Raw genomic sequence first — 25,577 nt, 5'->3', positions numbered from 1 at the left:
TCCGGTGCATTTATAGCTTTCCCCCCTCCTGAAATAGGAGTATTCTGCTTGGGCACAAGTAATTTCTCAATTCTAGATAACAATGAAGATTTGGTTAGATGGAAAGCTGGTGGAACAAGAAGAAGCGAAAACCTCGGTTTTTGACCACGGCACACTCTACGGAGACGGCATCTTTGAAGGTATCCGGTTCTATAACAAACGCGTTTTCCGCTTGGAAGACCACATGGACCGCCTGTACGACTGCGCCCATTATCTGTTGCTGGATATTCCTTACACTCAGGAAGAACTCTCCAACGCCGTATGTGAAACGGTCGCTGCCTCCGGCCTGAACGACGGCTATATCCGTCTGGTTGTTACCCGCGGCGTCGGCAATCTGGGACTCAACCCATTCAACTGCAAACGTTCCTGCGTCTTCATCATTGCGGATAAAATCTCCCTGTACGATCCGGCCGTATATGAAAACGGACTGGCCCTGATTACCAGTTCCGTACGGCGCAACCGTCCGGATACTGTCTGTCCGCAGGTCAAGTCGCTCAATTATCTCAACAACATCCTGGCCAAAATGGAAGCTGTTCGCCAGGGTGCGGCGGAAGCCCTGATGCTGAATGACCTGGGTAATGTGGCCGAATGCACGGGCGACAACATTTTCATTGTGAAGGACGGCGCCGTATTCACGCCGCCAGTTACAGACGGCTGCCTGGACGGCATCACGCGCCGGGTAGTGCTGGAAATCTGCCGGGAACTGCAAATCCCGGCGAAGGAAAAAACCATGAACCGCTTTACCATCACCTGTGCGGATGAATGCTTCCTGACCGGTACTGCTGCGGAGTGCGTTCCCGTAACCAAACTGGACGGCTATCAGTTGGGTTCTGGAAAAATCGGTCCTGTCACGGCCCGAATCCTGGCCCGCTTCCAGGAACTGACCCAGACCACGGGAACATCCTGCTAGAATCGGCATCTCCCCCTTTGATTAAAGAAAACGGTCCCGTCATCCGGCGGAGCCGTTTTTTTGCGTTACTGCGTAAATATAAAAAGAAAACACAGGTAAACACATTCCCAAGGCGGCAATACGGCAGGCTCCTCTGGAAATAAAAGCCCGCAGCTTTCATGGCCTCCCCATCCCGAGATGCAGCAGAAAGCTCAAACACTAAGAACCGCTCCGCTTGTGACGTAACAAGGCAAGCGGCATCTTGCATGTCCGGCCACCGCGCCGGACATGCCTCAACCCGGAAAAGCAACGCTATTTCTTTTTGGGCAGGCCGGTTTCCGGATCAAACTGCTTGGCTTGCCGGGCATGTTCCTTCGTCTGATAGAATCGAACGTAATCAATCAGGAATTTTACAGGATACCCTTGCCCGTCTTGAGGAGCTTTCTCGCACCAGGTGCCGCCCACGGCGGAATTGAGAATGAGGTAAAACGGCGTACGGAACGGATTACCCGCCCCATTGGCATAATTGGTGGTGTTCAGGTCAATGGACTTCACCAGCTTGTCATCCACCATCAACTTGATGGAATCTTTGTCCCATTCCATGACATAAGTATGAAAATCATCGGAAAGATGATCAATCTTCACCGTCCCTCCGCGGGAAGCATCCCTATTGGACACGCCGTCCGGACTTAAGTGGAAAGTGGAATAAACCACATCCGGCTGTTGGGAAATATTCTCCAGCATATCAATCTCTCCGTTGGCGGGCCAGCCCCATTTATTCTTGCCAAGCAGCCAGATAGCTGGCCAGATGCCCTTGGTCTTGGGAACCTTGGCACGCACTTCCAGCCTGCCGAACATGAAATTTTTGGTCTTGATCGTCGTAACGGAACCGGAGGTATAAGGCATGAACTTGGTATTCTTGATCCAATCCGCCGAACTTTTTTTGTAATTGATATTAGCGAACTTTTCAAAATGGGTTTCCAAAACAAGGCAGCCATCCTCCAGTCTCATATTCTTGGGCCGGCCTGTATAAGTCTGCTGGGATCCCTGGTTGCGGATTACTCCCAACTCCGGCTTCCATTTCTTGGCGTCTATCCTGGAACCATTGAACTCGTCACCCCAGACATAAACCCACCCGCCTGGGAGGGTCTTCGGTGGTTTGGAGTCTTCTCCTTTTACAGACATGCAAAGGCATGCAGTCAACAACACGGCAAACAGGCTCTTCTTCATACGGAGCAATACTGCACCTGATTCCGCAGCCTTTCAAACAAAATACATCTATCCGGGGTCTCACGCCTCCTTTCTCCTGCCAAATGATGAAATACCATGCAAAATGAAAATACCTGTTGGAATTGGAACAGAGCGTTGTCACTCCTTTCACGCTGTTCCCGGATGTGGAACGCATATCAGGAGACATCCTGGCCAGTTCATAAAATGGCAGGACTGAGAAATTCCGGTCAATATTACATGCCGTTTTCCGCCTGGTGAAGAGACATGGTTTTCAAGGCGGCCTTGGGAGATTCAATACCCAGCCATTGAAGAGGCAGCAATTCGCCCGTCACTCTGTAATGTTTGTAGGTTAATCCGGCAAAAACAGCCAGAAAAAATATCAGGACGGCATAAAGGGACATCCATAAATAATGATTCCGGGTCGTACGGGCGGCTTCATCCGCCAACTGCTGCAAATTCCGCATGGCGGCCGAAGGAGCGGCCTTTTCCTCCTTTCCAGAAGATTCGGCAGGAAATCCCGGAGAAGGCTCTTCTGCAAACCGGAGCCTGGCATCCCCCAGAGCGATTTCATCGCCATCGTAAAGAGTGACGGCGCCCATCGGCGTCAGGCCGTTGATTTTAGTCCCATTAGTAGAGCCAAGATCTTCCAGGACATATCCCCCTTCCTTGAACTGAAGCAAAGCATGCTCTCCGGAAACCGACTGAAAGGGAAGCGCTATCTCGCAATGCTCGTCACGTCCGATGCGTGCGAAATATTCACCGTTCTTCGGAAGCACTATGGTTTTTTCGGAACCGTCGGGAAGGTAGATGAAAAGGCGTGGCATGATTTCCGGGAATCATGCCACGCCCATGTTCATTTTCAATCCAAAAGACCGTTCCCCCGTCACGTATAAGAAGAAACGTCCATATCCTCCTTCTCTCTGAGACAGAATTCCATGCGGATTCATGCTACGGCCCCATACTCCCCGATTTCTGTTTTTCCCGCCCCTCCTCCGGCATGAAGCCTTTTTACTCCCGGCCCCTCTCCGTCCGTCACGCGCAGAGACTGCATGGCGCCAATAAAAAAGCGGCATGTTGCCGCTATCCCCGGGTTTCTTTAACAGGAGGAATCTTTTCTTCATCTATTGCTGTGAAAACAGCCGGCACGGCACAAACCCATCCGGGCGGGCCATCGTAAAAACATCCGGAGTTTCCATGATGAATATGAACTCCTTTTTCATCAAAAAGCCTTCCGGCGCATCGGAAAAATCAGCGGCCCACACCATGGAAAAGCCGTGCAGTCCTGCACATGTCTTGCGTTTTGAAGAAAAATGATTCATATTTAGAACATGTTCGTTGACAACATCCGCATATTCGCCAGGGCAGGAAAGGGAGGAAACGGGCTTGTCAGCTTCCGAAGGGCCAAATTCGTGCCCAAGGGAGGCCCGGACGGCGGTGATGGAGGCGATGGCGGAAGCGTCATTCTGGAAGTAGATCCGCACACGAATGACCTGCGTTCTTTTTTTTATGATCCCAAATTAATCGCCACAGACGGAGTAGGCGGCCAAAGCGCCAAGAAACATGGCAAGAACGGCAAATCCGTCATCGGGAAAGTGCCTCCCGGCACCATTATTTACCGCAGCAATGCCTCCTCCATGGCGGAGGCAACCTGGCTGGAACGGGAAGGTGAAGGCATTGAACTGGAAAAAATCGCGGATCTGACGGAAATCGGCACCCGGTTCACGTTGTGCCAGGGAGGCCTCGGCGGCAAGGGAAACTGGCATTTCCGCTCCGCGACCAACCAGGCGCCTACGGAAGCCGAGATGGGAACGGAAGGGGAGGAAGGCGTCTTCTTCATGGAATTGCGCCGCATTGCGGACGCCGGGCTGGTAGGCTACCCCAACGCGGGCAAAAGCACATTGCTGGGAGACATTTCGGAAGCCAAGCCCAAAGTAGCCAGCTATCCTTTTACCACGCTTCAGCCTATCATTGGAGTGGTGGAATTCGACAGCTTTCGCCGTTGCATTGTGGCGGACATTCCCGGCATCATTGAAGGCGCGCACAACAACCGAGGCCTGGGGCATGAATTCCTGCGCCACATCACGCGCTGCAAAGTGCTCGTCTTCGTCCTGGACATGGCTGGCAGCGAAGGCCGCGACCCCATTGAAGACCTTCAGAACCTCCGCACGGAAATTAAACTGTACAGCGAAGACCTGGCCAAACAGCCCTGGTTCGTCGTCGCCAACAAAATGGACCTGGAAGGAGCGGAAGAAAATCTGACTAACTTCCGCATGCGTTTTCCGAAAGTGGACGTCATCCCCATTTCCGCGCTCAACGGGGACGGTGTTTCCCGTCTCAAAAGCAAGCTTGATGAGCTTGTAGGTTACAAATTCATTCGTTAACTCCTTCACTCAACTCTCTCAAAATTAGACATGACTGACCATCCCTCCGTAACGACAGACCCTGACCAGATTTTGAACCGCATCGCCGGAATTGGAGACCTCTTCGCCATTGAAGGGGAATTCGTCATCGGCAAGGAAATCCCCAGCGGGCACATCAACACCACTTACAAGGCCACCTATCGTAAAAGCGACGGGCGAAAAGACTCCTACATCCTCCAGCGCATCAACGATTACGTCTTCAAAGACCCCAAAGCAGTCATGCGCAATGTGGAAAAAGTGACGCGTCACATCAACTGGAAAGTCCTGCGTCGTATAAAACATTCTGCCGGGCAAACCCTCAACCTCTATCCGGCGCGAGGAGGACGCAACTACATTGACATTCCCGGCGACGGTATCTGGCGCTGTTATAACTACCTGGCAGGCACCCACACTTACGATGTGGTGGAAAACACCCGCCAGGCCTATCAGGCCGGGTTTGCGTTCGGCTCCTTTCAGGATTTAGTCAGTGACATGAACCCGGACGACATTGTGGAAACCATACCTGGCTTCCATCATACCCGGAACCGCTTCAACCGCCTGATGGAAGTGGCGGCACAGGATCCTCAGGGACGTCTTTCCTCCTGTCTGCCTGAATTGGAATTCATCAAAGCCCGTGAGCAGGATGTGGACCGGTTGCTGGATCTTCAGAAAAACGGCGTGCTTCCTACCCGCATCACTCATAACGACACCAAAATCAACAATGTCATGCTGGATGAGGACACCGACCACGCCGTCTGCGTCATTGACCTGGATACGGTCATGCCCGGTCTGGTGCTTTACGACTTCGGCGATATGGTGCGCACCGTCACTCCGCCTACAAAAGAAGACGAAGAAGATCTGGACAAGGTGCGCATGCGCATGCCCATGTTCCAATCCATTGTAGAAGGCTATTTGACCGCTGCCCACGGTTTCCTCACCCAGGCGGAAATAGACCAGCTCGCCTTCTCCGGAAAACTCATCACGCTGGAAATAGGTATCCGGTTCCTGACGGACTATCTGGAAGGAGACCAATACTTCAAGGTCTCGCGCCCTAATCACAATCTCATCCGTTGCCGTACGCAGCTCAAACTGGTGGAATGCATTGAACAGGAACTTCCGGCCATGGAACAATATGTTCAGCGCGTCGCCAGGGGAATGTCCAAAAAATAAGGAAGAGATTCTCCCCTTTCTATTCCACCTCCTCCGGGGACGGCTATGCCGTCCCTTATTTTTTATATTTGAACATGGCGGCCAGTTCCATAATCCAAAAAACATTGCACGCGACAGCCACAAGCCATGTTTGAAATACCAGACATCCAACTCAATCAATATGGCAAGCCGGCAAGGATCATGTTCCTGGCTCCATATGCACCCGACGCTCCCGATTTTTCCAAAAAACCTTACACCGGCAATGGAGGCTATCCCCAATACCACTACAACATTTATAAAGCCATTCAGGACATAGGCTACGACGTCGTCTCCTCCTCCAAACCCTATTCCGTCCAATTCGCCAAAGGAAACGTGGACTACGTATTCTCCCTGATGAACAGATTCGCCATGTCCAGGCCTGAAATATTCATTTCCTCCTACTGCGAATTCATTCAGATTCCCTACTTGGGCGCCCCTCCCAACATCCGCGCCATAGCGGAAGACAAATTGCTGACCAAGATGGTGTTCCGCTCCCTGGAATTAAACGTTCCGGAAGGCATTGGACTTTCCGGGGAAAAAGGCATTCCGGCCCAGGCGCCCTTCCCTGGACCCTATTTTGTCAAAAAGCGTTTTGGAGCCGCTTCCGGCGGCATCCGGGAAGACAGCATCTGCAGCTCATGGAAAGCCGTGGGAGCATGTGCCCGGCGCCTGATGGAAGAAGGGCACGAAGTGCTCGTGGAACAATACTGCGAAGGCATTGACGTCACCGTTCCCGTACTGGGCGGGGAAAACCCCGTCATCCTGGGATATGTGCAGCCGAAATCCGACAAACCGGGCAGCATTATCACGGAAGACCTGAAACTGCACGACCATCTGGGTTATCAACTGGTCTCCGTCCGGGATATGGAGCAGGACATCGCCAGTGACGTCCGGAAAATCTGGAACGCTCTGGGGCCGATGGACTATTTCCGCATCGACTACAGAATCGACTCCGAGACGGGAGAACGGCGCATTCTGGAAATGAACATCTGCTGCCACCTGGGTAAAAGCGGATCCATCTGCCTGGCGGCCGCGGAACACGGCTACTCCCAAGCAGACCTTCTCAAATACATCATTGCCTACAGCATGAACAGGCAGAAAAACCTTCGCCAATACGGCACATGGCTCATCTGACCCACAGAGAGGAAGCGGTTAGCATTCCGGTCAGAGCAAAAGCGGCACTCACGAATCCGGTATCCGGCTGATTGCCTCAAACACCTCCCGCCAGCTTTCCATGGAAGCTTCCTTCCCGCCCAGGGTCATGCCCCGCTCACGGGCGGCGGCGGCCATGTCCTCCCGGTAGTGGGGTTCCCAAGCCATCTTAGTGGCGTACGTGATGAAATCACCGGGGCATTCGCACAGCCATCCGGTCTTCCCGTGTTCCACCATCTGTTCCCACCCTCCGCGCCTGTCCACAATAAGCACACTCCCGCTTGCCATGGCCTCAAAACCCACACGCGGCCAATTCTCCGTCGTATCGGTGGGTTGCAAAACGATGTGGCAGCGCCGGTAAAACTCCTGTTGGGACAAAGACTTTTGATCATGGAAAGTCTCCACCCAATCGGGAGGCCTGCCGGTCTTCGCCTCGCTCCGCCGATCAAAACCGAGAAACGTGCCCTTCTTCCGGACAGGAGAAGCAAAATGCTCGTAAATATGCCACGTATCCTTGCTGAACTTATCTTCATCCTGCCGGGAAATGTGTCCGGCTCCAAACCAGTCCGTGGAACGCCCTGCAACAAAAGGAAAATCTGCCGCATCAAAATACGGTCTAAACGTCATGAACCGGATGGCCGGATCAGGATTTAAAGCCCTCAGGCGTGGCATGACGTTTCCCATTACGTTGCTATTTTGATAAAGAAACAGGGAAATATCTCCCCGCCTCATGGCTTCCTTTTCCCTGCCGAAAAGCCAGGTCATGCAATTGACGAAAACTGTCCTCCCCGTCCGTTTTCGTATCTTCGGTAGAGCAGCTAAAAACTCTTCATTACAGAAGCTGATGACGGGAGCCCCTGCCGGAATGGCCTCCCAATCATAGCCTTCATGCACCGCAACACCCAATTTCACCATCTCCGGATAAAGTCCAGCACCGTGTGCATTTTTCTGGGTGGGGATAAGATGCATTTCCACCCCCATCTGTCTCCAAACCTTAATCTGGTGATAAAGCTCGGCCCCCGCACCGCCGTAAAGTGAAGGAAATCCAATGATGTAGAGAGAATATGCCATTAATTAATTCATGCCTGAATGATATTTCCCCGGAACTGCATGGAATAGTCTTGCCGCAAGGTTTCCAGAACACTTTAACTATTGACAATCAATAAATTGATCCGAAAAAATCAATAAAACAAGACTAAAGTAAACAATTCCGTATTATTAACTATTGCCATTTGTTAGATGAACCGTCTCTTCGACAGTAGGGCTTTCTCTTCATAGACGACTTTTTTCATATCATTATGAATGATTTTCTTTCCTCTTGCCCAAATCGATCATTCCAATTTGCCAATGCTGAATAACTATTGAACTATGATAATTTTTTATAACTCTTAAACCGGATCCATTGATAACAAAGAAAAAAATAATTACAATATTACTCTATATAGTTTCAATGCTCTTCTCCTCTATTAATAGTGATAACCAAGTAACGCATTCTTTATAGTCATATGGATTAAGTCCGCTATTCTCCTCGCCAAGATCAAGTAGCCATTCCCGGATAGTTTGCAACTGGATAAAAGAAAATTTTCTAAATATATCCAAATCGTCACGCATTCTACCGATCATATTCTGACATGTGCAATCTACTAAGAGATCTGAATCTTTCAATTTTTGAAATTTAATCAGATCTTCAAATGAAATATAAATAACAGCAGGCAAATAATATCTAAAAGCCTCGTTGCTGAAAACAGGAAAAAAATCCCATATATACTTACAATCATTAGATTTCAAAGATATCCACGATTTCCCTTGAATATATGTTATATCTCCAAATTCATTTTCATCTTTAATGTTATTTGGAATCGGCAATATCGGAAAATTTATCTCTAAAGATTCTTTTTTTAATAATTGCATTTTTCTTCTATGAATTTTTTACATTTTGATAAATTATTCCAAGCATCTTTCGCTTGTTCTTGATGAGTTTTATTTCCACCCTTAAAACATTTATTATTAATATGACTCCTAGCACTAGCAAGCATTAATCATGCTTTCTTTTTCATTTTTAATATATAGCAACAGTCATCGTCCGTACACTTTCCACTTTTACCAATCTCTTTCTTTGCTCTATTCACTTTGTCTTGTAAATATTTTTGTTCTGCTTCCGAACAATCACCAGGTTTTGGAATATCTGAATAAGGCAAGGCAATTGGCTCGACTTTAGGAATTACATTCTCAGATATTTTTTTAATAACTTTTTCTGTCGTTCCTGGGGCAATAACTTCAGTAATGGCTACGGTGGTTACTGCAACAGCTGCAACTGTCAATCCAACTGGATTCAACAACGCCGGCAATGCAAACCCAAATTTTCCTTGTACGTCTATAAAAGCGCTGGGGAAATTTCTCACATAGCCATACAGATTTTCCTGAAGCCTTTCCATCATCGGCTCCCGGGACAACCATCCAAAGTTTTAGCAGTTCCAAAGAGAGAACTATTCAAAATGATTTTTTCAATATTTGAATTTAATCCATTAATAAATAACGAATCACATCTAGGTATATCATTATTCTTCAAATTCTCAAAATATGCCATCATTGAGTTGAATAGTGAATAAATTTTAAAGGCTGTTGAATCCTCACGTGGTAATAACAGCCCCCCAAAAACTACTCCAAAAATTTTTGAATTGTATCCGTATGCAACCAGAGGAGTTCCAGAAACTTCATTTCCATATGCTCCAAATAAATTAATTATAAACTCCAGATTTTCTAACGACACTTGCTGATTAATCATATTTGATAATTTATATTGTTTCATTATTTTCATCAAAGCGCTACTGACGACGTCTTCAGAATCGGAAACCATAATAGAATATTGTTTCATCATTTTATTTTCAAGAAGACATATATAATAAAAATATATTTTATTATCATTCAAAAATAAAATATTATATTTTTTTCTTTCTTCATCTGCTTTCAAAAATAAAATATCATACTTATCAGGAAATTCAGCCTTTAAACAAGGATGTTCTCCAACCCAACATTCATAACCAAGAAAAGGCAAAATACTTCTCTCTTCACATGAAAAGGGAATGTATGTAGACAGACTTTTATTTATTATTTCAATATCTGAACTGATTTCTTTTATCTTATGCAAAGCGGTTTCTACAGCTGCATCCAACGGGGTAATATTATTGTTTCCCGCAAATAAAATATTACCCGCCGAAATAAAAAATAATAAAAATAAATAAATAATATTCATAGTCACTGTCTTATTCCATTAATAAATGTTGCATTCGTTTTTCCTGCAGATCTGTTAGGATTATAGAGATGGATACGCATATTATCCCCCGATTTCTTACTAATACCGTAATTATTACTACTGAAAAATTTTAACATTTTCTTTCATTTTTAATATTTTTCATTGCCGAATCTAATATTTTAAGAGCGTTGTCACAACTATCTGCAAAATAATTATCTTTATTTTGAAACAATATCCACTTCCTTACAATTTCAAGCTGATTTTTTGTATAAGAACGGTATATATAATTTAATTCTTTTTGCACATAAGTACGTATTCTCTCCGAAAAACAAACGACAATAAGTTTATTCATCATCCATTCCTCAGAGTCAGCCATATAATTATTTACCCCTGATATTTCTTCCATATAAGAATTCCTTATGATAGAAGGAAAAAAATAGGAAATAGCGCGATTAGATGAAAAATTAACAAATTCTGAATTATGATACCATTGGATGGCAGAAACGTCAATCCAACGTTTATTTAAAAATGCTTCAGCACATTCAGTCGCTTCCTCATCCGGATAATTTGGATTCTTTATTAGCCTTCGAATGTTTTTTGTTGGGAAAAAAGAGTTTTCTAAAGGAAATTCTCTTTCCACTTCCCGAATCATATCATTCAAATTTTTATGAGTATAATAATTCACCATTATAGTAATTTTTTCCTGCATTCTTTATATAAATTCCAACATCTTTCGGCACCTTTTCCTATCCCTTCAGACTGCTCTATATGTCCGTTATCTCCATCATCAAAGCAATTTGAATCATACATTTTTCTTGCTTCTTCAGCATTTTTTAATTTTTGAGATCGTCTCTTAAATTCATCACAAACAGAAGCTGTTGGATGCTCTGGGATACATAATTTTTTGCATGATTGACCTCGAGATGCTTCTTTAGCTTCTTTCTTTTTCCGCTTTAATTTTTCCCAATTTACTTTGGGAACTGTATTTGAAACAGGCACAACAATTGACTCGACTTTAGGAATTACATTGTCAGATATTTTTTAATAACTTCTTCTGTCGTTCCTGGGGCAATAACTTCAGTAATGGCTACGGTGGTTACTGCAACAGCAGTAACCATCAATCCAACTGGATACAACAACTCCGTTAATATAAATTCATAATATCATTAGTTCAAATCATTGAAAAAATCTTCCGGGAGACTGTATCTAAAGAAAGCATTTATCCTATTAAAAAACCAAATGAAGCAAACTGTCATTCCTTATTTTCAAATGGAATATATACTTCTACTCTCATTTATGATACTAATCTTAGTATTTTACTCTTTGTCTACATGCGTCAGTTTCAATTGCTACTTGCAAAAGGAGAAACGAGAAGTTCGTCGTTTTTTACGAGCCTGTTTTTTTACAACATCGCTAAAATTACGAACATTTTTTAAAAATATCCCCTTGCGAATACAACTATGAATCCGAGCCTGATAGCACGACCAAGCTCTACTTGAATTTATTAGATTTCTCATCATGGAACATTCAACTTCAATACTTTCTGCTACGTTAGCATGCATCATGGGATGCATGATGAATAAATCCATTTCCATTTCCACAAAACAACGGGCATAATACTCTTGTTTACATGATAAAAACGTCTCTATTTTCAATCGTTCAATATCTCTTCCTACATCTGGTAAAAAACAAAATTCTTTGAACCAATAATAATCCGTTCTGATTTTTTTCCCTGATTTAATTAATTCAGCCATGGTTTAATGGATTTTCATCTATAATACAGTTTTTTACATTGGGTGGTATTTCCCTGTTATTGATCCAATGATTGAGGTAGCTCTCCAGAATTTGTACTGCATGATCTTCATCCTTTGCCCGAATATGAGCATCCCAGCATAAATCTCTAAACGATTCTTCTGTCCACAACCAATGAGACACCGAACGCTTTCCATGTCTTGAAATCATATAGAGTTCCCGACTAAAAATTCGTGGATAATAAAGAACTTCCTTATTTTTTTTAGTTTTATACAAATCTAGCCTAACAATCCAATCAGGCAAAGAAGATTCTGTTGCAAGTTGGAATTCCAAAGTTGTAACTAATTCATATTTTGTGATTGACTCCATCATATTTTACCATTTCGCACATTTATAGTTGTTAGATTCATGTTTGGCTGTGCATCCCCTGGGAGTTCTAGAGGAAGCGTATCTCTTTGCAGCCTCATGAGCAATGTTTTGAGTTTTTCCTACACCATAACCATGAATAACTTCTGGACAACATGTTCCTTTATTTTCCTTCGTCGGGAGAGTGCTTCCTCGAACGTAACATACCCACATTCCTTTCCGATGTTTTAATTCTTTTAATATTTCTTCAACCTTGATTCCGCTTCTCATCATAGATCTTTGAAGGGATTCTTTAGAGACTATGGCTACTGTTCCAGCCGCTGCTATTACTCCTGCTGCCAGTGCCACTTTGGCAGGTTCTATCAATGTAGCTGCGCCGACGGAATTTGTTGGGCCAGTACCAAGCAGAGACGCGTCTATTGCCTGAAATCCTAAAAAATCAATATGTTGAGTCAATTTATTGTTGATAAAAAAATACAAATTCCATCCATCTATTTCTCCAGCAGGCTCCCTACTCATCCACCTGCCATTTTGGGGATTATAATAGCGGTAATTGTAGTAAACCAGCCCTAGTTCGTCATCAGCGTATTCGCTGGAGAACCGGAACGGATTGTCCTCTGCGGCATTCCTTCCATCCTGAGGATATTACCATACGGGCCGTATTCGTACAAGGCGCGGCGTCCCGCTCGGATGCCGAAGAGCGCCGTGGTGTTTTTCAACAGGTCGCGTGCAGTACAGGTCTTCCGCCCAGGTTCCCGTTTCATCAAAGAGGCTCATGGCCAGGATGCGCGTGGCTACCTGCTCCAGAGGATTTCACAGATAGGTTTTTCTTAATACGGGTGTTATCGTTTCCGTTGTCCGATCATATTGTAATATTACTTCACAATACTATTAGTTCAAGATCTTGTAAAAACCATTGACCGTTCTTATTGAATGTTGCTGTTCTAATTTAGATCTGCACATATTATATTAATCATTAGAAAGAATTTGATATGTAGTTTCTTCTGGAAAAGAACATGAAGAGGTTCGCTTGAACATCTTCTTTCGAAACGTCAAATCGGATATATGCCACACGGTCATTAGATATGATGATGAATATAATAAAGGAAATCCTATATTCTCAATCTTGAAGAGAGGATGACAATATAAATTATTATATCTAATTATTAATAATTTTATCTTTTAATTTTATGCATTCATTTTTATAATCGTAAAATGGATTGTTTTCTATTAGCTTTAATATTCTTCCCAACAACGTTCTTTCACTTTCATTCAAATCCTTATAATTTTCAATAACAGCATCAATTGTATGTTCTACAAATGAATCGATATTCCCAACTTCATATTTATGATAATCCCCAAAAAAATATTTGATAGTTAAATTTAAACATGCCGGGAAATAATATCTAAGAAAAGATGTCGAAAATATATAATTCGGCAAAATTGTTGTATCGTATTCAAGTGGCATTAAATCATGTTCCCACGAGCATTTTAACCAATTTATTTTATGAATATGAACATATTCACAAAATTCAATTGCAGGTAACGCAAAAGATTCTGATTTGATCAAATCAATGCATATTTCGAATTGTTTATTATTCGGAAGCGGAAATACAGGATATATAACCTTCATTGCATCAATAAAGGATTGATAGGATAGGAAATTAGTATTCACGATAGATAAAAATTTAATTTTATGAATTTTTTGGCTGTGGAAATTTTTATAATAATTGATTGAGTTTATCTTGGCAACGTTTTTTACCCGCTAAAGCGCGCTCAATTTCATCATTATGTGCATTATCTCCACCATTGAAACACTCATTATTTATTTTTGTTCTTGCATCAATACAATCTTGAAATCTTTTTATATTTCTTTCTATTTCATCTTTGCAAATATTTTTGTTTTTACAATGCATTGATGGACCTTTGCATTTACGACCAACCTCTTTATTTAATTCACTATGTCTCCGTTTTGAACAATTCCCATATTTAGGTTTTTGAGGAATTGCTATTGGAGCTGTTTCTGGAACTGCTTTCTCTGCAGTATCCGAGTTTATTTCATCTATTACTTTTTCAGCAACTACCACCACCGTCGCAACAGCTACAACTACTGCCGCCGCCGCTACTACCGCCACTCCTATAGGATTAAATAGAGCAATCGCAAACGCGAATTGCCCTCGCGCATCGATCAAAATAGAAGGGGTGTTATACGCATATGTATAAACATTATCTCGCTGTTTCTCTATAACAGGATCCCTGCTTATCCACCTGCCATTTTGGGGATTATAATAGCGGTAATTGTAGTAAACCAGCCCCACTTCGTCATCAGCGTATTCGCTGGAGAACCGGAACGGATTATCCTCTGCGGCATTCCCTTCCATCCTGAGAATATTCCCATACGGGCCGTATTCATACAAAGCGCGGCGTCCCGCTCGGATGCCGAAGAGCGCCGTAGTGTTTTTCAACAGGTCGTGCGTGCAGTACAGGTCTTCCGCCCAGGTTCCCTTTTCATCAAAGAGGCTCATGGCCAGGATGCGCGCGGCCACCGGTTCCAGCGGATCCCACAGATAGGTTTTTCGCAGTACGGGCATCGCTGTTTCCGTTGTCCGACCGTTGTAATATGGCTTCAGATATTATTAGTTCCAGTCATTGTAAAAACAATTTTCCATTTTTATGGCATGTTTCTGTTCCAATTTGGATCTGCATATATTATGTTAATCATTAGAAAGAATTTGGTATGCAGTTTTTTCAGGAGGAGGACATGAAGGGGGGTCTTGGACGTCTTCTTCCGGAACGTCAAATCGGATATATGCCACACGATCATCAGATAGATGATGAATACAATAAAGAAAATCCCATATTTCTAATATGGACTTCTCTTTCATGACTTGATCTATCTTCACAATAAAACATATTTTATTATTATCGGATTTTTTTATGATTAATTTAAAAAAATCATCTAGGCCCTCCTTGCGAAATTTATTTCCTGCAAAATATATAAAATCGCTATTTACTCCGATATAAAATCCAATATAGTTTTTAAATTTGAATACATCTAATTTATCTTCCTGGCCTGCATATACACTTCTCCATTCATCCCAGCTCAAAACAATGCGTATCTTTTCTTTCTTATGAATCAATGTAATCTCATTTGGCTGATTTAATTCAATATATCTAAACAAATCTCCACATTTTTTATTATATTCATTAAAATTAAATTCCTGCTGAGAATAACTTAAACAAGACATAAATATCACCAGAATCCATTTCATAAACATAATTATTATTTAGTATAAATATCCCGCTTCCGTCCCTGTTACAATTACTAATGATTCCACTTTATTACAACAATCCTTTTTTTCAAGCTTAGATATTCGTTCTATAGCATATTCTATATTAGCAGACTGAGTTGTACGCCCACGATCTCCTCGATGACAACCAAATACATCTACACGCCGTAAATCTAATTCCGAATCATCTATTCTCTTTCCTCCCGAAGTAAGAAAAAATCCTCCACCTGGTTTTCTGTTTGTATGAGCTAACAATATTGCTCTGTCACTCATCCCGGGCAAAGATTTAATAGCATCATTATTCAAAGGTTCGGATTTCAACATTATTAGATAACATCGTCTCCCCAGTTTATCCGTAATTCTATTTGCCTTTTCAATAATAGATTGTAATTTATCAACTTGTTCTTTTTGAACTCTTTCGATTGTTTTTTTGGGACTTTGTTCTAAAAATCCATAACACTTTTTCTTTCCCGGAGGAGGGCCTTCCAAATCATAATCCGTTGGCCCTATAGCATCTTGGCTTATAAAGCCTATATAATCGATATTTCTAGTTATTTGATTTTGTATGTATGTATAAGGATACATTATATTGATATTATCGCGATTAATCCATCTCCCATCTAAAACATTGTAATATCTGTAATTATAATATACCAGCCCCAGTTCGTCATCAGCGTATTCGCTGGAGAACCGGAACGGATTGTCCTCTGCGGCATTCCCTTCCATCCTGAGAATATTACCATACGGACCATATTCGTACAAGGCGCGGCGTCCCGCTCGGATACCGAAGAGCGCCGTAGTGTTTTTCAACAGGTCGTGTGTGTAGTACAGGTCTTCCGCCCAGGTTCCCGTTTCATCAAAGAGGCTCATGGACAGGATGCGCGTGGCCACCGGTTCCAGCGGATCCCACAGATAGGTTTTTCGCAGTACAGGCATCGCTGATTCCGTCGCGTCGGCGGCGTCCAGTTCCGCGATTTGCAGGTAGCCGTGATAGATGAACCGTTTCTTCGACATCAGGACTTCTCCTTCATAGACGGATTTCTCAATCCGTCTGTTCAGATAGTCGTAGCGGCACTCCACCCTCCTGTTCCCTTGAATGAACCTTGCCGCCTGGTTCAGGGCATTATAAGAAACTTCCCATTCTCCCGTAGACGTTTGAATCTTCGTCTGGTTGCCGTCAGCATCATAGCCAGGCGCAAAAGACGCTTCTTCCTCCCGGGTGATGGCCGTGTACTGGTTCAGACTGTTGGCCGTGTACGCCGCCGCTGACGCGCCCGAACCTTCCCGGGAGGTGAAGCGGTTGCCGATGTTGTCATACGCATAGGAATATGTCCCTCCCCGGCTCATCGCGTCGGCGGCCAGTTCGCCGCGGCCGTTGTAACTGTAGCTGTGCGTCAGGCCGGGAGTAGGGGTATTGAAGTAATCCTTCTTTTCCGTGGGCCGCCCCAGCGCGTCATAGGCGTAGTCGGTTTTGGCCGGGTAGTTGGCGCTGCCGGGACGCAGATAGTCGATTCTGGTCAGCAGATTCCGTTTTTCTTCCCGGGTGTACCATCTCCGGAGGGTATTGGGGTAATCGAGCGTTTCCAACAGTCCGTTGACGGCGTGGTAGCCATAGACGAAGGAATCGGAGCCGTTATTGAGCGAGACCGTAGAAAGACGTCCGCAGCCGTCATAGCCCCAGGCCGTCTGCTGAACAACGCCCTCCCCGTAATGCAGACTGTAGCCCGAAGGCCGCCCCAGACCGTCGCGCAGATAGTTGAGCGCGCTTGCCGCCAGCCCTGCCGCAGTTTCCGATTCCGCTTCATTATATTGATTGTAAGCCAGCGTCCTCGTTCCGGAATCGTCCGTGACCTGCGTGAGCAGGTTAAGGTGATTGTAAGTACAGGTGATGGAAGGAGTCGCGTCGTTGTGAGTGACGGAGACCAGGTTACCCGTCTGCGGATCGTAGGCATAAGAAGTCGCCAGAGGAGTTCCCTTCCCGTCCACCGTCCGGGCCTGTCGCTTAACCGCCAGCCTGTTCCAGTCATCGTAAGAGTAGCTTTCCCCATGGCCGTCGGCATAGGTTTTAGCCGTCATCAGGCCGGAGGCGTCGTCATAGCTCCACGCCGTCACGTCCCCGTCCGTCCGTTCCCGCGGATCGGCAGCGATGGTTTCTCCCGGAACGCGGAACGTCATGAGGGATACCAGCCTGTCCGCATCATCGTAGCCAAAGACGGAGGGCTGAAGGGCCGTACCGTATTCGGCGGTTTTGCGTCCCCGCGGGTCGTAAGCGTAGCAGGCCGTGTTGCCCAAAGCATCCGTGACGCAGGAGGGAGAAGCCGTGGACGGGTCGTACTGGATGGCGGTCGTATTGCCGGCGGCATCCGTCCTGGCTGTTTCACGGCCGGCGATGTCAAAGACGGTAACGGCGGCATTGCCGCGGGCGTCCGTATAAGTCTCCGTGCTGCCGCTGGCCGTATAAGCGCGGGAAGAGGTGGTCAGAACACCCGCATGGTCTTTCCGGGATACGGCGTAACCGTCTATGACGACAGTTTCCGCAATGACGGAAGAAGCCGGGGACTGCGTTTTTACCGTCCGTCTGGACGGAGCCGCGTATTCCGTCCATTGCAGGGTTTCATTGCCCCGCGAATCGGTGGAGATGTTTTTTCCGGCCAGCGAGGGGGACAGGAAGGAAACCAGCTCGGCCGTGCTTTCCGCATATGTTGTTCCCTGGCTGTTGCAGCGCGTGACTGTGGTTACCCGGTACACGCCGTCTTCCCGCTGCTGGCGGGCATAAGCGTACTCCGTGACGAGGGAGTTGGCGGACGTGGGGTTTTCTGCCAGCTTGAGCGTGGTTTTGACGATATTGCCAAACGGGCCATAGTCATAAAGCAACGGAGCCATTCCATCCACCTGCTGCCGCAAAAGCCTGTTGTTCAGATCAAAAGCGCGCCGGTCATGAATAAGGCCGCCGTTGGCGTTCGCCCGGGAGACGCGCACCATGTTGCCCCTGCCGTCCGTGACGGTTTGTTCCACCAGCGCCGGTTCTCTCTCCGCCCGGGGAAGCAGCGTGGAACGGACCACGCCTTCCGCGGAGTATTCCGTACGGTAGAGGAGATGCCTCTGCCCCGTGCCGCTCTGCTCCAGCACAGTCCCGTCCGCATGGCGGATAGTGACGAGCGTCGCGCCCGTCGGCGTGGTGACGGTTTCCGTCAGGCCGTCCGCACTGTAGGCATGCGTATTGCTCCTTCCTAACACGTCCGTTTCCTGCACCAGCTGCCCCAGCAAATCGTAAGCCCTGCTTTCCGTCGTCGTCATAGGGCCGACGTCCCGGCGCGTTTGCAGGATTCTGCCGAAGGCGTCCCGAGTGTAGCTGACGATGGTTTCAGGCGTGACGATTGTTTCTCCGTCCGTGACTTCCGACCGGCTGACTTCCACCAGCTGGCGCGCCGTATTGTAGGAGTAAGTAGTCATGATGCCGTCTTCATCCTTTTCCCACAAGGGGCCGCAGCACATCATCTCCCGTTCCGTCACCCTGCCGTTGCCGCGCGTACGCTTAATCCACCGGTTTTCCCTGTCGTATTCGTAATCCGCCGTATCCGTCAGCGCCCAGGTTCCATCCGTCAGCAAGGCGTATTTCTCAACGCGCGTGTTATTTCCGTGAGCGGAAACGTACGTGACTTTCCTCGTACTGTGCCCCGGCACGGCCTGCCCCGCTATCTGCGTTTCCCTGGTCTCCCTGTAGAGGGCGCCGTACTGGCTGGCCGCCTCATAGCCATAGACCGTCTGCACGCCGTTGGCGGACTGCTTCATCTTCAGCCTCCCCCGGGCGTATTCGTTAGGCGCCGCCGGCAGCCACGTTTCCGTCACTTCCAGCTGCTCTCCCTCCGCGCCCAACGCCGTGGTGCGTTTTTCCACATGGCGCACATGGTTGGCTTCCGTATAGGCGTAATGCGTATCCGTCAGCCGTGCGGCGTTTATAGTGAGCACCACGTACTGGTGCGCAATATCCGGATCGGCATGGTCGGAGCAGCGGTAATAGGTGTAGGTGCCCTTCCTTCCCCCGCCCGCCCAGGGTTCCATCCGGACGGTTTCACGCCCGAAGGCGTCGTAGGACCAGGTCTTTTCGCTTCCGTCGGGGGCCGTCTCCCGGATCAGTTTGCCCGCGGCGTTATAAGCGTAAGTCGTTTCACGGGCATAGTCGGTTCCATAAGCCTCAATACGGCTGGTGCACAGGTTGCCGCTGCGGCCCTGTTCATAGGTTTCGCACACCCGGGAAATAGGAGCGCCGTTTTCCCCGCGCTGCACGGTAGTGAAGAGCTTCCAAATCCCCGAAGAACCCTCCTGCCTTTCACGGATCGTGTAAATCGCGTCTTCCCCTTCCCCCTGGGACATGCACCAGGCCCCTCCCGTTCCCTGCCAGTAGCGGATGACGTAAGGCGCGCGCCCTTCCGCCTGCTCCGTGACGGTGAGCTTGCCGGTCTCCGCATTGCCCTCAATGGTGAAGGTTTTAAAAGGCGCCCCCGTAACGGCGTAAAGACCGGTGGAGACGTTTTTGGCCCCCACCTGCTCGGGCAGATAAAAGGCGATCACATAGCCCGTATCCGTCACGTTCTCAATATTGGCCAGACCGTCCCACAGATTCCAGACCTGGCGGATGACATCATCCGCGCTTCGGACGATGTCTAGGTAATTGGCAAAATCCTGAGCCGTCCATGAAGAACCCAGCTTGGTCCGGTAGCCGGAGGCCGCGCCCAAAGCGGAAACGGAAGAACCGCCGTAGATGACTGTATTGCCCCTGGCGTTGCTGACCCTCATTTCCGCCGCGCTGGCGGAAGCCGAGACGGCACGCCCCTCTGCCGCAGCATACGCCATGGAAACGGAACCCGTCCTTTTCCGCGAGCCGCCGATGGAGCCTGCACTGGCCGCGCCGGCATAGCAGTAATAGTTGGCGCGGGTGCCTCCGTTCCGGATCTGGAATGCCATGTCAGCCCCCAGCTCCCGACCGGAAGGGGGCAGAATACAGCTGGCCATGGGATGCAGGTATTGCAGGGCTGCGGGCGTCCACAACCTGGAAGAGAAGTGATAAGCCACAATTTCCAGCATCCCGTACGGCACGCCTTCCATACCGCGGAAGGAACCGAAGCTGGTGCGCCATACCATGCTGGTTTTCCGCGTCTGGGCAGTTACCCGTTTGCCTGCGGAAGAGAACTTTCCATAGGCGGAGGCGGAGGAAACTAGGCTGCGCACGACAGACGCGCTGGGGGAACCGCCCCGGTTGTCCATGCAGTCATCCGGGGAAAAGGGATTGTCCGGATCAGTCTCATCCTCATCCCCGCCGTTGTCGCCATTCGGGCACGGATTGCTGGAACTGCTGTTGGGAGAACTGCTACTTCCGCTGCTGGAGCCTCCGCATGGATCATCGTCGCCCTCGTCGTTGTTGTCCACTGGCTCCGTTTCCGCCTCCGGGGGCACATAGGAGGAAGAAGAACCCGTTTGCCTGTTGGTAATTTCCACCTTCAGGTCAAAGGTGAATTTGGCCATGTTGTTATTGGCATTGGGAATGGAAATATTGCTATAGTCCACATGCGCCCGATGCATTCCGGGCTCAATGCTGAAAGAAGCCGTCTGCGGCTCGTAGCTGCCGCCTCCGTACTGTCCGCGCGGACCGATGTCCAGCCGTTCTTCTCCATCCACGGTCAAGTTAGCCAGATCGTCGGCGCCCATGGTCACCTTGCATTCGGCCGTTTCATCAGGCCCCAGCTCCCTGACTTCAAAATCCCAGTCCCAGCTTCTTTCAAAAGCGTCCGTTGGCGCTTGTTCGTCGATCGCGGAGGGAGCTCCGCTATTGGAATTGCTCATGCCCGTCAGGGAATTGACATCGTTATCAAAGGATTGTTCTTTCATGGTTTGAATCGGATTAGCTATTGAAACGCAAACATTGCATCATCCCAATCTTGGAAAAACTGCAATAATTTTTATCCGTTCCTTATCCATAACAAAAAAACCTCCTGTTTCAACACGTCCAACACGGGATGCCTCCTGGCCTCAGCCGTGGTTCAATAAATGGTAAAAATTTCTTCTCTGCGCTTCCGAATGGAAAACTCTGGCCCATATGGAGAATTCCGGAAGCAACATATCCAAATGGCCTTTAACTGCGCGCCATGAAACACAGCAATTTTCCATTTAACATGGATTCATGAACTCTTCAACGAAAAAAGCATGATCTCCCCGAATTGGAAAAGAAATCCAAAATCCATAAAAACGGTTATCGCCTTCGGGCATGTTCAGCAACCCCGGCATGTCTGAATGGAAAGAAAGCAGGATAAACTACCACTTCCCGAGCCTCCACACCTGAATTTTACAAGGAAAGCTGCTCCTTCAAACGCTCCAGCAGATTGCCGCAACCGTCCTGAAGCAGTTTTACCACATATTCAAAGCCTTCCTGCCCCCCATAATAGGGATCCGGCACTTCCTCATCCGGAAAACGAGTCGTGAAAAAACACATGGGCGCTATCTTGCCTGCCCACTGTCCCTTTTTATCCAACCGTTTCAAATCCCGCAGATTTTCACGGTCCATTCCCACAATCAGGTCAAATTGTTCCAAATCCTCTTTCCGCACGGGGCGCGACTTAAGCCCCAGATCTTCATATCCGTATTTTTTCAGAGCCGTCAGCATCCGGCTATCCGGAGGGCAGCCCCGATGGTAACCGATCATTCCGGCGGAATCGCTCTCAATCAAATGTTCCAGACCCTGTTCTGCGACCATTTTTTTGAAAATGATTTCCGCGGCAGGAGAGCGGCAGATGTTGCCCAGACAGACAAACAGGACTCGGTAAGGTTCGGGAGCATTCATGGACGTCATTTCTTTTTCAGGATAGGCAGGCGGCCTCCCCATTTCAAGAGGGAAGAGTTTCTGCACGGGTAACGGAAACGCCCGCGGATATGGCATGAGGCAGAGAAAGAAACTGCGCCGCTCATTCAAAAATAAGATTCTCCTGTGTTTCGGCTTGCGTCAGAGGATGTCCGGCTGTAGATTATCGCATGGCAGATTTCCCTCTTGGATTAAGTTTTGATGACGTGCTCCTGCTGCCCCGCCTGAGCGCGATTCTTCCCGGCGACGCGGACATCAGTTCCCAGCTTGTTCCCGGCTTTGACATGAAAATCCCCGTGTTGTCCGCGGCCATGGATACCGTTTCCGAATCGGAACTGGCGATTGCCCTGGCGCGGGAAGGCGGCCTGGCCGTCATCCACCGCAACAACCCCATTGACATCCAAGCGGCCATGGTTTCCCGCGTGAAGCGTTTTGAAAACGCGGTCATCCCGAACCCCGTCACGGTCAACAAGGACATGACGCTGGAAGAAGTCCACCAGATCATGATGGACCAAGGCTATTCCGGCTTCCCCGTCGTGGATGCCAACCGCAAGCTGGAAGGCATCATCACCGGCCGCGACATGCGCGGCGTGGACGATTACCAGAATGTCCGGGTCGAGGACGTCATGACTCCCCTTCCCCGCCTGATTACGGCGGCTCCCACCACGACCATTGAGGAAGCGCGCCACATCCTTTACACCCACCGCATTGAAAAGCTTCCCCTGGTGGATGAACACGGTGTGCTGGCCGGCCTCATCACGGAAACGGACATCCAGAAGCGCGCCATGTTTGCAGACGCTTCCAAGGATGAACACGGCCACCTGCGCTGCGGCGCCGCCGTGGGTGTGGGCCCCGATTATCTGGACCGCGCCAAAGCCCTGATTTCCGCCGGAGCGGACGCCCTGTTCATTGACGCCGCCACAGGACACACGACCCGCGTAATGGACGTGGTTTCCAACCTCCGCAAGCTGACGGACCGTCCCATCGTAGCCGGCAACGTGGTTACGGCGGAAGGAGCGGCCGACCTCATCAAGGCGGGCGTGCAGGCCATCAAGGTGGGCGTGGGCCCCGGCTCCATTTGCACCACCCGCGTCATCTCCGGCGTGGGCATGCCCCAATTCACCGCCATTCAGGAGGTAGCCTCCGTGGCGCGTCCCGCGGGCGTCACCGTCATTGCGGACGGCGGTATCCGCTATTCCGGGGACATTGTGAAAGCCCTGGCCGCCGGCGCCGACCTGGTGATGCTGGGCGGACTGCTGGCAGGTACGGAAGAAAGCCCCGGCAAGGTGGTTCATTACCAGGGCCGCCACTTCAAGCAGTATCGCGGCATGGGCTCCCTGGGAGCCATGCGCCGCGGCTCCGGCGACCGCTACGGGCAGAACAGCTCCGGCAAGCTCGTTGCGGAAGGCGTGGAAGCACGCGTTCCGTACAAGGGCATGCTGGCGGACGTGGTATTCCAGCTCATGGGCGGCCTGCGCTCCGGCATGGGCTACCTGGGCGCGCACAACCTGGAGGAACTTCGGGACAAGGCCCGGTTTGTTCAAATCACCTCTGGCGGCCTGAAAGAAAGCCATCCCCACGATATCACCATCACGGAAGAACCCGTCAATTATTCCTGTTAACTCCTCTCCCACATGGACGACAAGCACCTCGTAGCCGTCATTGACTTCGGCTCCCAATACACCCAGCTCATCGTGCGCCGCGTGCGCGAACTGGGCTACATGGCCAAGCTGTATGCGCTGGAAGACTTGGACCAGATTCACGAACCCGGCGCCGTCATCCTTTCCGGCGGCCCCAAAAGCACCACGGACGCGGACGCCCCGGACATTGACTTTGAATGGCTCCAGAGCCTGAATGTCCCCGTCCTGGGCGTGTGCTACGGCATGCAGCTGCTGAACATCAAGCACGGCGGCACCGTAAAAGCCAGCAACAAGCGGGAATACGGCCCCGCCGCCCTGCTGCCGGAAACCTGCGCGGGCCTGTACCGGGACATGTCCCCCTCCTCCCAGGTATGGATGAGCCATTCGGACACGGTGGACCATCTGGCGGAAGGCTGCCGCGTCATCGCCCGCAATGCGGAAGGCGTCCCTGTCTCCCTCCAATGGGGAGAAACCACCTTCGGCATCCAGTTTCATCCGGAAGTGACCCATTCCCATGAAGGGCGCACAATCCTGCGCAACTTCCTTTCCTGCGCGGCCAACCTCAAAAAATTCGACATCGGAGACTTTAAAAGGGAACTCATCCGGGAAATCCGGGAGCGCGTGGGCGACAAGCAGGTGGTCTGTGGCGTCTCCGGCGGCGTAGACAGCACCGTGCTGGCCGTTCTGCTGCATGAAGCGGGCGTGAACATGCGCGCCATCTTTGTGGATAACGGCCTGCTCCGCAAAAACGAGGCGGAGGAAGTGCGGGCCAATTTCGCCCGCATGAACGTGGAAATTGAAACGGTGGACGCCTCCGAACGCTTCCTGGCGGCTCTGGACGGAGAAAGCGATCCGGAAAAGAAACGCCGTATCATCGGAGGCCTGTTCATCGACGTTTTCTGGGATGCCGTGGGAAACGCGGAAATGCTCGCCCAGGGCACCCTGTACCCGGACGTGATCGAAAGCGCCTCCAACGCCAAATCCAAGGCCTCCGTCATCAAGACCCACCACAATCGCGTGGAACGCGTGCTGGAACTCCAGGCGCAGGGGAAAGTACTGGAACCCCTGGCGGAACTGTTCAAGGACGAGGTGCGGGAACTGGGCGCCTCCATGGGCATCCCGCATGATATTCTGTGGCGCCACCCCTTCCCCGGTCCCGGCCTGGCCGTGCGCTGCCCCGGCGTGGTCACCAAAGAACGCCTGGACATCATCCGGGAATGCGATGCCATCTTCATCGGCAACCTGAAGAAATACGGTTGGTACGACAAAGTCTGGCAGGCCTACGCCGGCCTCATTCCCGTAAAAACGGTGGGTGTGAAGGGGGACGAACGCTCCTATGAATGGGCCACCAACCTGCGCGCCATCGTGTCGGAAGACGCCATGACGGCGGACTGGGTGGAACTCCCCCCGGCCCTGCTGAGGGAAACCAGCAACCGCATCCTCAATGAAGTAAAGGGCATCAACCGCGTCCTTTACGACATTTCCACCAAGCCCCCGGCTTCCATTGAGTGGGAGTAAAGCTTCCG

The 25,577-nt window shown here is 48.9% G+C and carries 24 protein-coding genes; 6 read left to right on the top strand and 18 right to left on the bottom strand.

Features of this window, described 5'->3' with window-relative positions; translation table 11 throughout:
* Positions 1 to 82: 82 nt before the first annotated feature.
* A complete protein-coding gene (gene ilvE / locus CI070_RS11430; RefSeq protein WP_094136739.1) occupies positions 83 to 949 on the top strand; it encodes a branched-chain-amino-acid transaminase in 867 nt (288 codons plus the stop codon).
* Between the two features lie 291 nt (positions 950 to 1,240).
* Here the strand turns inward: ilvE and CI070_RS11425 are convergent, their stop codons facing one another.
* Both CI070_RS11425 and CI070_RS11420 read right to left on the bottom strand, forming a co-directional pair.
* Positions 1,241 to 2,113, bottom strand: a complete 873-nt coding sequence (locus CI070_RS11425) for a glycoside hydrolase family 16 protein (protein ID WP_179218447.1) — start codon at positions 2,111 to 2,113, stop codon at positions 1,241 to 1,243.
* Positions 2,114 to 2,391: 278 nt separating this feature from the next.
* Entirely contained in the window at positions 2,392 to 2,982 is a 591-nt protein-coding gene (locus CI070_RS11420; protein ID WP_094136737.1) for an FHA domain-containing protein, read from the bottom strand.
* 504 nt (positions 2,983 to 3,486) lie between these two features.
* Between CI070_RS11420 and obgE the strand changes: the two genes are divergently transcribed.
* The 3 genes from obgE to CI070_RS11405 all read left to right on the top strand — a co-directional run bounded on the left by obgE (position 3,487) and on the right by CI070_RS11405 (position 6,879).
* Positions 3,487 to 4,539 carry a GTPase ObgE gene (gene obgE / locus CI070_RS11415; protein WP_094136736.1) on the top strand — a complete coding sequence of 351 codons (1,053 nt, stop codon included), beginning with the start codon at positions 3,487 to 3,489 and terminating at the stop codon, positions 4,537 to 4,539.
* A 30-nt stretch (positions 4,540 to 4,569) separates the two neighbouring features.
* Complete coding sequence (locus CI070_RS11410; RefSeq protein WP_094136735.1) at positions 4,570 to 5,727, top strand: phosphotransferase enzyme family protein; 1,158 nt, start codon at positions 4,570 to 4,572, stop codon at positions 5,725 to 5,727.
* Between the two features lie 180 nt (positions 5,728 to 5,907).
* Positions 5,908 to 6,879, top strand: coding sequence for a hypothetical protein (locus CI070_RS11405; protein ID WP_256943568.1), 972 nt, complete (start codon positions 5,908 to 5,910; stop codon positions 6,877 to 6,879).
* Between the two features lie 48 nt (positions 6,880 to 6,927).
* On the opposite strand, the gene CI070_RS11400 is transcribed toward CI070_RS11405, so the two are convergent.
* The 16 genes from CI070_RS11400 to CI070_RS11350 all read right to left on the bottom strand — a co-directional run bounded on the left by CI070_RS11400 (position 6,928) and on the right by CI070_RS11350 (position 22,393).
* The gene (locus tag CI070_RS11400; RefSeq protein ID WP_094136733.1) at positions 6,928 to 7,968 is read right to left on the bottom strand and encodes a glycosyltransferase; all 1,041 of its coding nucleotides are present in this window, start codon (positions 7,966 to 7,968) and stop codon (positions 6,928 to 6,930) included.
* Positions 7,969 to 8,334: 366 nt separating this feature from the next.
* Complete coding sequence (locus CI070_RS11395) at positions 8,335 to 8,808, bottom strand: hypothetical protein (RefSeq protein ID WP_094136732.1); 474 nt, start codon at positions 8,806 to 8,808, stop codon at positions 8,335 to 8,337.
* Positions 8,796 to 8,933 carry a hypothetical protein gene (locus CI070_RS14625; protein WP_094136731.1) on the bottom strand — a complete coding sequence of 46 codons (138 nt, stop codon included), beginning with the start codon at positions 8,931 to 8,933 and terminating at the stop codon, positions 8,796 to 8,798. Before CI070_RS14625 ends, CI070_RS11395 begins: the two co-directional genes overlap by 13 nt.
* Positions 8,934 to 8,936: 3 nt before the next feature.
* Positions 8,937 to 9,335 (bottom strand): hypothetical protein, encoded by a 399-nt coding sequence (locus CI070_RS11385; RefSeq protein WP_094136730.1) that lies wholly within the window; start codon positions 9,333 to 9,335, stop codon positions 8,937 to 8,939.
* Entirely contained in the window at positions 9,332 to 10,156 is an 825-nt protein-coding gene (locus CI070_RS11380) for a hypothetical protein (protein WP_143247173.1), read from the bottom strand. The genes CI070_RS11385 and CI070_RS11380 overlap by 4 nt, the downstream gene beginning before the upstream one ends.
* A gap of 124 nt (positions 10,157 to 10,280) precedes the next feature.
* Complete coding sequence (locus tag CI070_RS11375) at positions 10,281 to 10,811, bottom strand: hypothetical protein (RefSeq protein WP_143247172.1); 531 nt, start codon at positions 10,809 to 10,811, stop codon at positions 10,281 to 10,283.
* A 26-nt stretch (positions 10,812 to 10,837) separates the two neighbouring features.
* Positions 10,838 to 11,149 carry a hypothetical protein gene (locus CI070_RS13250; protein ID WP_143245663.1) on the bottom strand — a complete coding sequence of 104 codons (312 nt, stop codon included), beginning with the start codon at positions 11,147 to 11,149 and terminating at the stop codon, positions 10,838 to 10,840.
* Positions 11,150 to 11,499: 350 nt separating this feature from the next.
* Positions 11,500 to 11,904, bottom strand: a complete 405-nt coding sequence (locus CI070_RS13245; protein WP_143245662.1) for a hypothetical protein — start codon at positions 11,902 to 11,904, stop codon at positions 11,500 to 11,502.
* Complete coding sequence (locus tag CI070_RS13240; protein ID WP_143245661.1) at positions 11,897 to 12,274, bottom strand: hypothetical protein; 378 nt, start codon at positions 12,272 to 12,274, stop codon at positions 11,897 to 11,899. The genes CI070_RS13245 and CI070_RS13240 overlap by 8 nt, the downstream gene beginning before the upstream one ends.
* Before the next feature lie 3 nt (positions 12,275 to 12,277).
* A complete protein-coding gene (locus CI070_RS11370) occupies positions 12,278 to 12,835 on the bottom strand; it encodes an RHS repeat domain-containing protein (RefSeq protein ID WP_256943585.1) in 558 nt (185 codons plus the stop codon).
* A 2-nt stretch (positions 12,836 to 12,837) separates the two neighbouring features.
* Complete coding sequence (locus CI070_RS13235) at positions 12,838 to 13,032, bottom strand: hypothetical protein (protein ID WP_143245659.1); 195 nt, start codon at positions 13,030 to 13,032, stop codon at positions 12,838 to 12,840.
* A 395-nt stretch (positions 13,033 to 13,427) separates the two neighbouring features.
* A complete protein-coding gene (locus CI070_RS13230; protein ID WP_143245658.1) occupies positions 13,428 to 13,943 on the bottom strand; it encodes a hypothetical protein in 516 nt (171 codons plus the stop codon).
* 46 nt (positions 13,944 to 13,989) lie between these two features.
* The gene (locus CI070_RS11365; protein WP_256943705.1) at positions 13,990 to 14,793 is read right to left on the bottom strand and encodes an RHS repeat-associated core domain-containing protein; all 804 of its coding nucleotides are present in this window, start codon (positions 14,791 to 14,793) and stop codon (positions 13,990 to 13,992) included.
* 189 nt (positions 14,794 to 14,982) lie between these two features.
* On the bottom strand, positions 14,983 to 15,540 hold the full coding sequence (locus CI070_RS11360) for a hypothetical protein (protein ID WP_143245657.1): 558 nt from the start codon (positions 15,538 to 15,540) through the stop codon (positions 14,983 to 14,985).
* Between the two features lie 15 nt (positions 15,541 to 15,555).
* Positions 15,556 to 21,444, bottom strand: a complete 5,889-nt coding sequence (locus tag CI070_RS11355) for an RHS repeat domain-containing protein (protein WP_256943567.1) — start codon at positions 21,442 to 21,444, stop codon at positions 15,556 to 15,558.
* A 454-nt stretch (positions 21,445 to 21,898) separates the two neighbouring features.
* The gene (locus CI070_RS11350) at positions 21,899 to 22,393 is read right to left on the bottom strand and encodes a low molecular weight protein-tyrosine-phosphatase (RefSeq protein ID WP_094136970.1); all 495 of its coding nucleotides are present in this window, start codon (positions 22,391 to 22,393) and stop codon (positions 21,899 to 21,901) included.
* Between the two features lie 188 nt (positions 22,394 to 22,581).
* Here CI070_RS11350 and guaB point away from each other — a divergent pair, with 188 nt between their 5' ends.
* Both guaB and guaA read left to right on the top strand, forming a co-directional pair.
* Positions 22,582 to 24,033, top strand: coding sequence for an IMP dehydrogenase (gene guaB, locus CI070_RS11345; protein WP_094136725.1), 1,452 nt, complete (start codon positions 22,582 to 22,584; stop codon positions 24,031 to 24,033).
* 12 nt (positions 24,034 to 24,045) lie between these two features.
* Complete coding sequence (gene guaA / locus CI070_RS11340) at positions 24,046 to 25,569, top strand: glutamine-hydrolyzing GMP synthase (RefSeq protein WP_094136724.1); 1,524 nt, start codon at positions 24,046 to 24,048, stop codon at positions 25,567 to 25,569.
* Positions 25,570 to 25,577: the final 8 nt, after the last annotated feature.

The organism is Akkermansia muciniphila (assembly GCF_900184965.1).
GTDB lineage: Bacteria > Verrucomicrobiota > Verrucomicrobiia > Verrucomicrobiales > Akkermansiaceae > Akkermansia > Akkermansia muciniphila_A.
The sequence above is the reverse complement of the archived record's forward strand: the minus strand, read 5'-3'. Positions and strand labels throughout refer to the sequence as shown.

Coding starts and splice junctions, on each gene's coding strand:
- CI070_RS11395 (WP_094136732.1), bottom strand. CDS start 8,808: ATGCAATTATTAAAAAAAGAATCTTTAGAGATAAATTTTCCGATATTG.
- CI070_RS14625 (WP_094136731.1), bottom strand. CDS start 8,933: ATGCTTGCTAGTGCTAGGAGTCATATTAATAATAAATGTTTTAAGGGT.
- CI070_RS11410 (WP_094136735.1), top strand. CDS start 4,570: ATGACTGACCATCCCTCCGTAACGACAGACCCTGACCAGATTTTGAAC.
- CI070_RS11420 (WP_094136737.1), bottom strand. CDS start 2,982: ATGCCACGCCTTTTCATCTACCTTCCCGACGGTTCCGAAAAAACCATA.
- CI070_RS11350 (WP_094136970.1), bottom strand. CDS start 22,393: ATGAATGCTCCCGAACCTTACCGAGTCCTGTTTGTCTGTCTGGGCAAC.
- CI070_RS11355 (WP_256943567.1), bottom strand. CDS start 21,444: ATGAAAGAACAATCCTTTGATAACGATGTCAATTCCCTGACGGGCATG.
- guaA (WP_094136724.1), top strand. CDS start 24,046: ATGGACGACAAGCACCTCGTAGCCGTCATTGACTTCGGCTCCCAATAC.
- guaB (WP_094136725.1), top strand. CDS start 22,582: ATGGCAGATTTCCCTCTTGGATTAAGTTTTGATGACGTGCTCCTGCTG.
- CI070_RS11365 (WP_256943705.1), bottom strand. CDS start 14,793: ATGAGCCTCTTTGATGAAAAGGGAACCTGGGCGGAAGACCTGTACTGC.
- CI070_RS13240 (WP_143245661.1), bottom strand. CDS start 12,274: ATGATGGAGTCAATCACAAAATATGAATTAGTTACAACTTTGGAATTC.
- CI070_RS13235 (WP_143245659.1), bottom strand. CDS start 13,032: ATGAAACGGGAACCTGGGCGGAAGACCTGTACTGCACGCGACCTGTTG.
- CI070_RS11385 (WP_094136730.1), bottom strand. CDS start 9,335: ATGATGGAAAGGCTTCAGGAAAATCTGTATGGCTATGTGAGAAATTTC.
- CI070_RS11360 (WP_143245657.1), bottom strand. CDS start 15,540: ATGAAATGGATTCTGGTGATATTTATGTCTTGTTTAAGTTATTCTCAG.
- ilvE (WP_094136739.1), top strand. CDS start 83: ATGAAGATTTGGTTAGATGGAAAGCTGGTGGAACAAGAAGAAGCGAAA.
- CI070_RS11425 (WP_179218447.1), bottom strand. CDS start 2,113: ATGTCTGTAAAAGGAGAAGACTCCAAACCACCGAAGACCCTCCCAGGC.
- obgE (WP_094136736.1), top strand. CDS start 3,487: ATGTTCGTTGACAACATCCGCATATTCGCCAGGGCAGGAAAGGGAGGA.
- CI070_RS11400 (WP_094136733.1), bottom strand. CDS start 7,968: ATGGCATATTCTCTCTACATCATTGGATTTCCTTCACTTTACGGCGGT.
- CI070_RS11405 (WP_256943568.1), top strand. CDS start 5,908: ATGTTCCTGGCTCCATATGCACCCGACGCTCCCGATTTTTCCAAAAAA.
- CI070_RS13245 (WP_143245662.1), bottom strand. CDS start 11,904: ATGGCTGAATTAATTAAATCAGGGAAAAAAATCAGAACGGATTATTAT.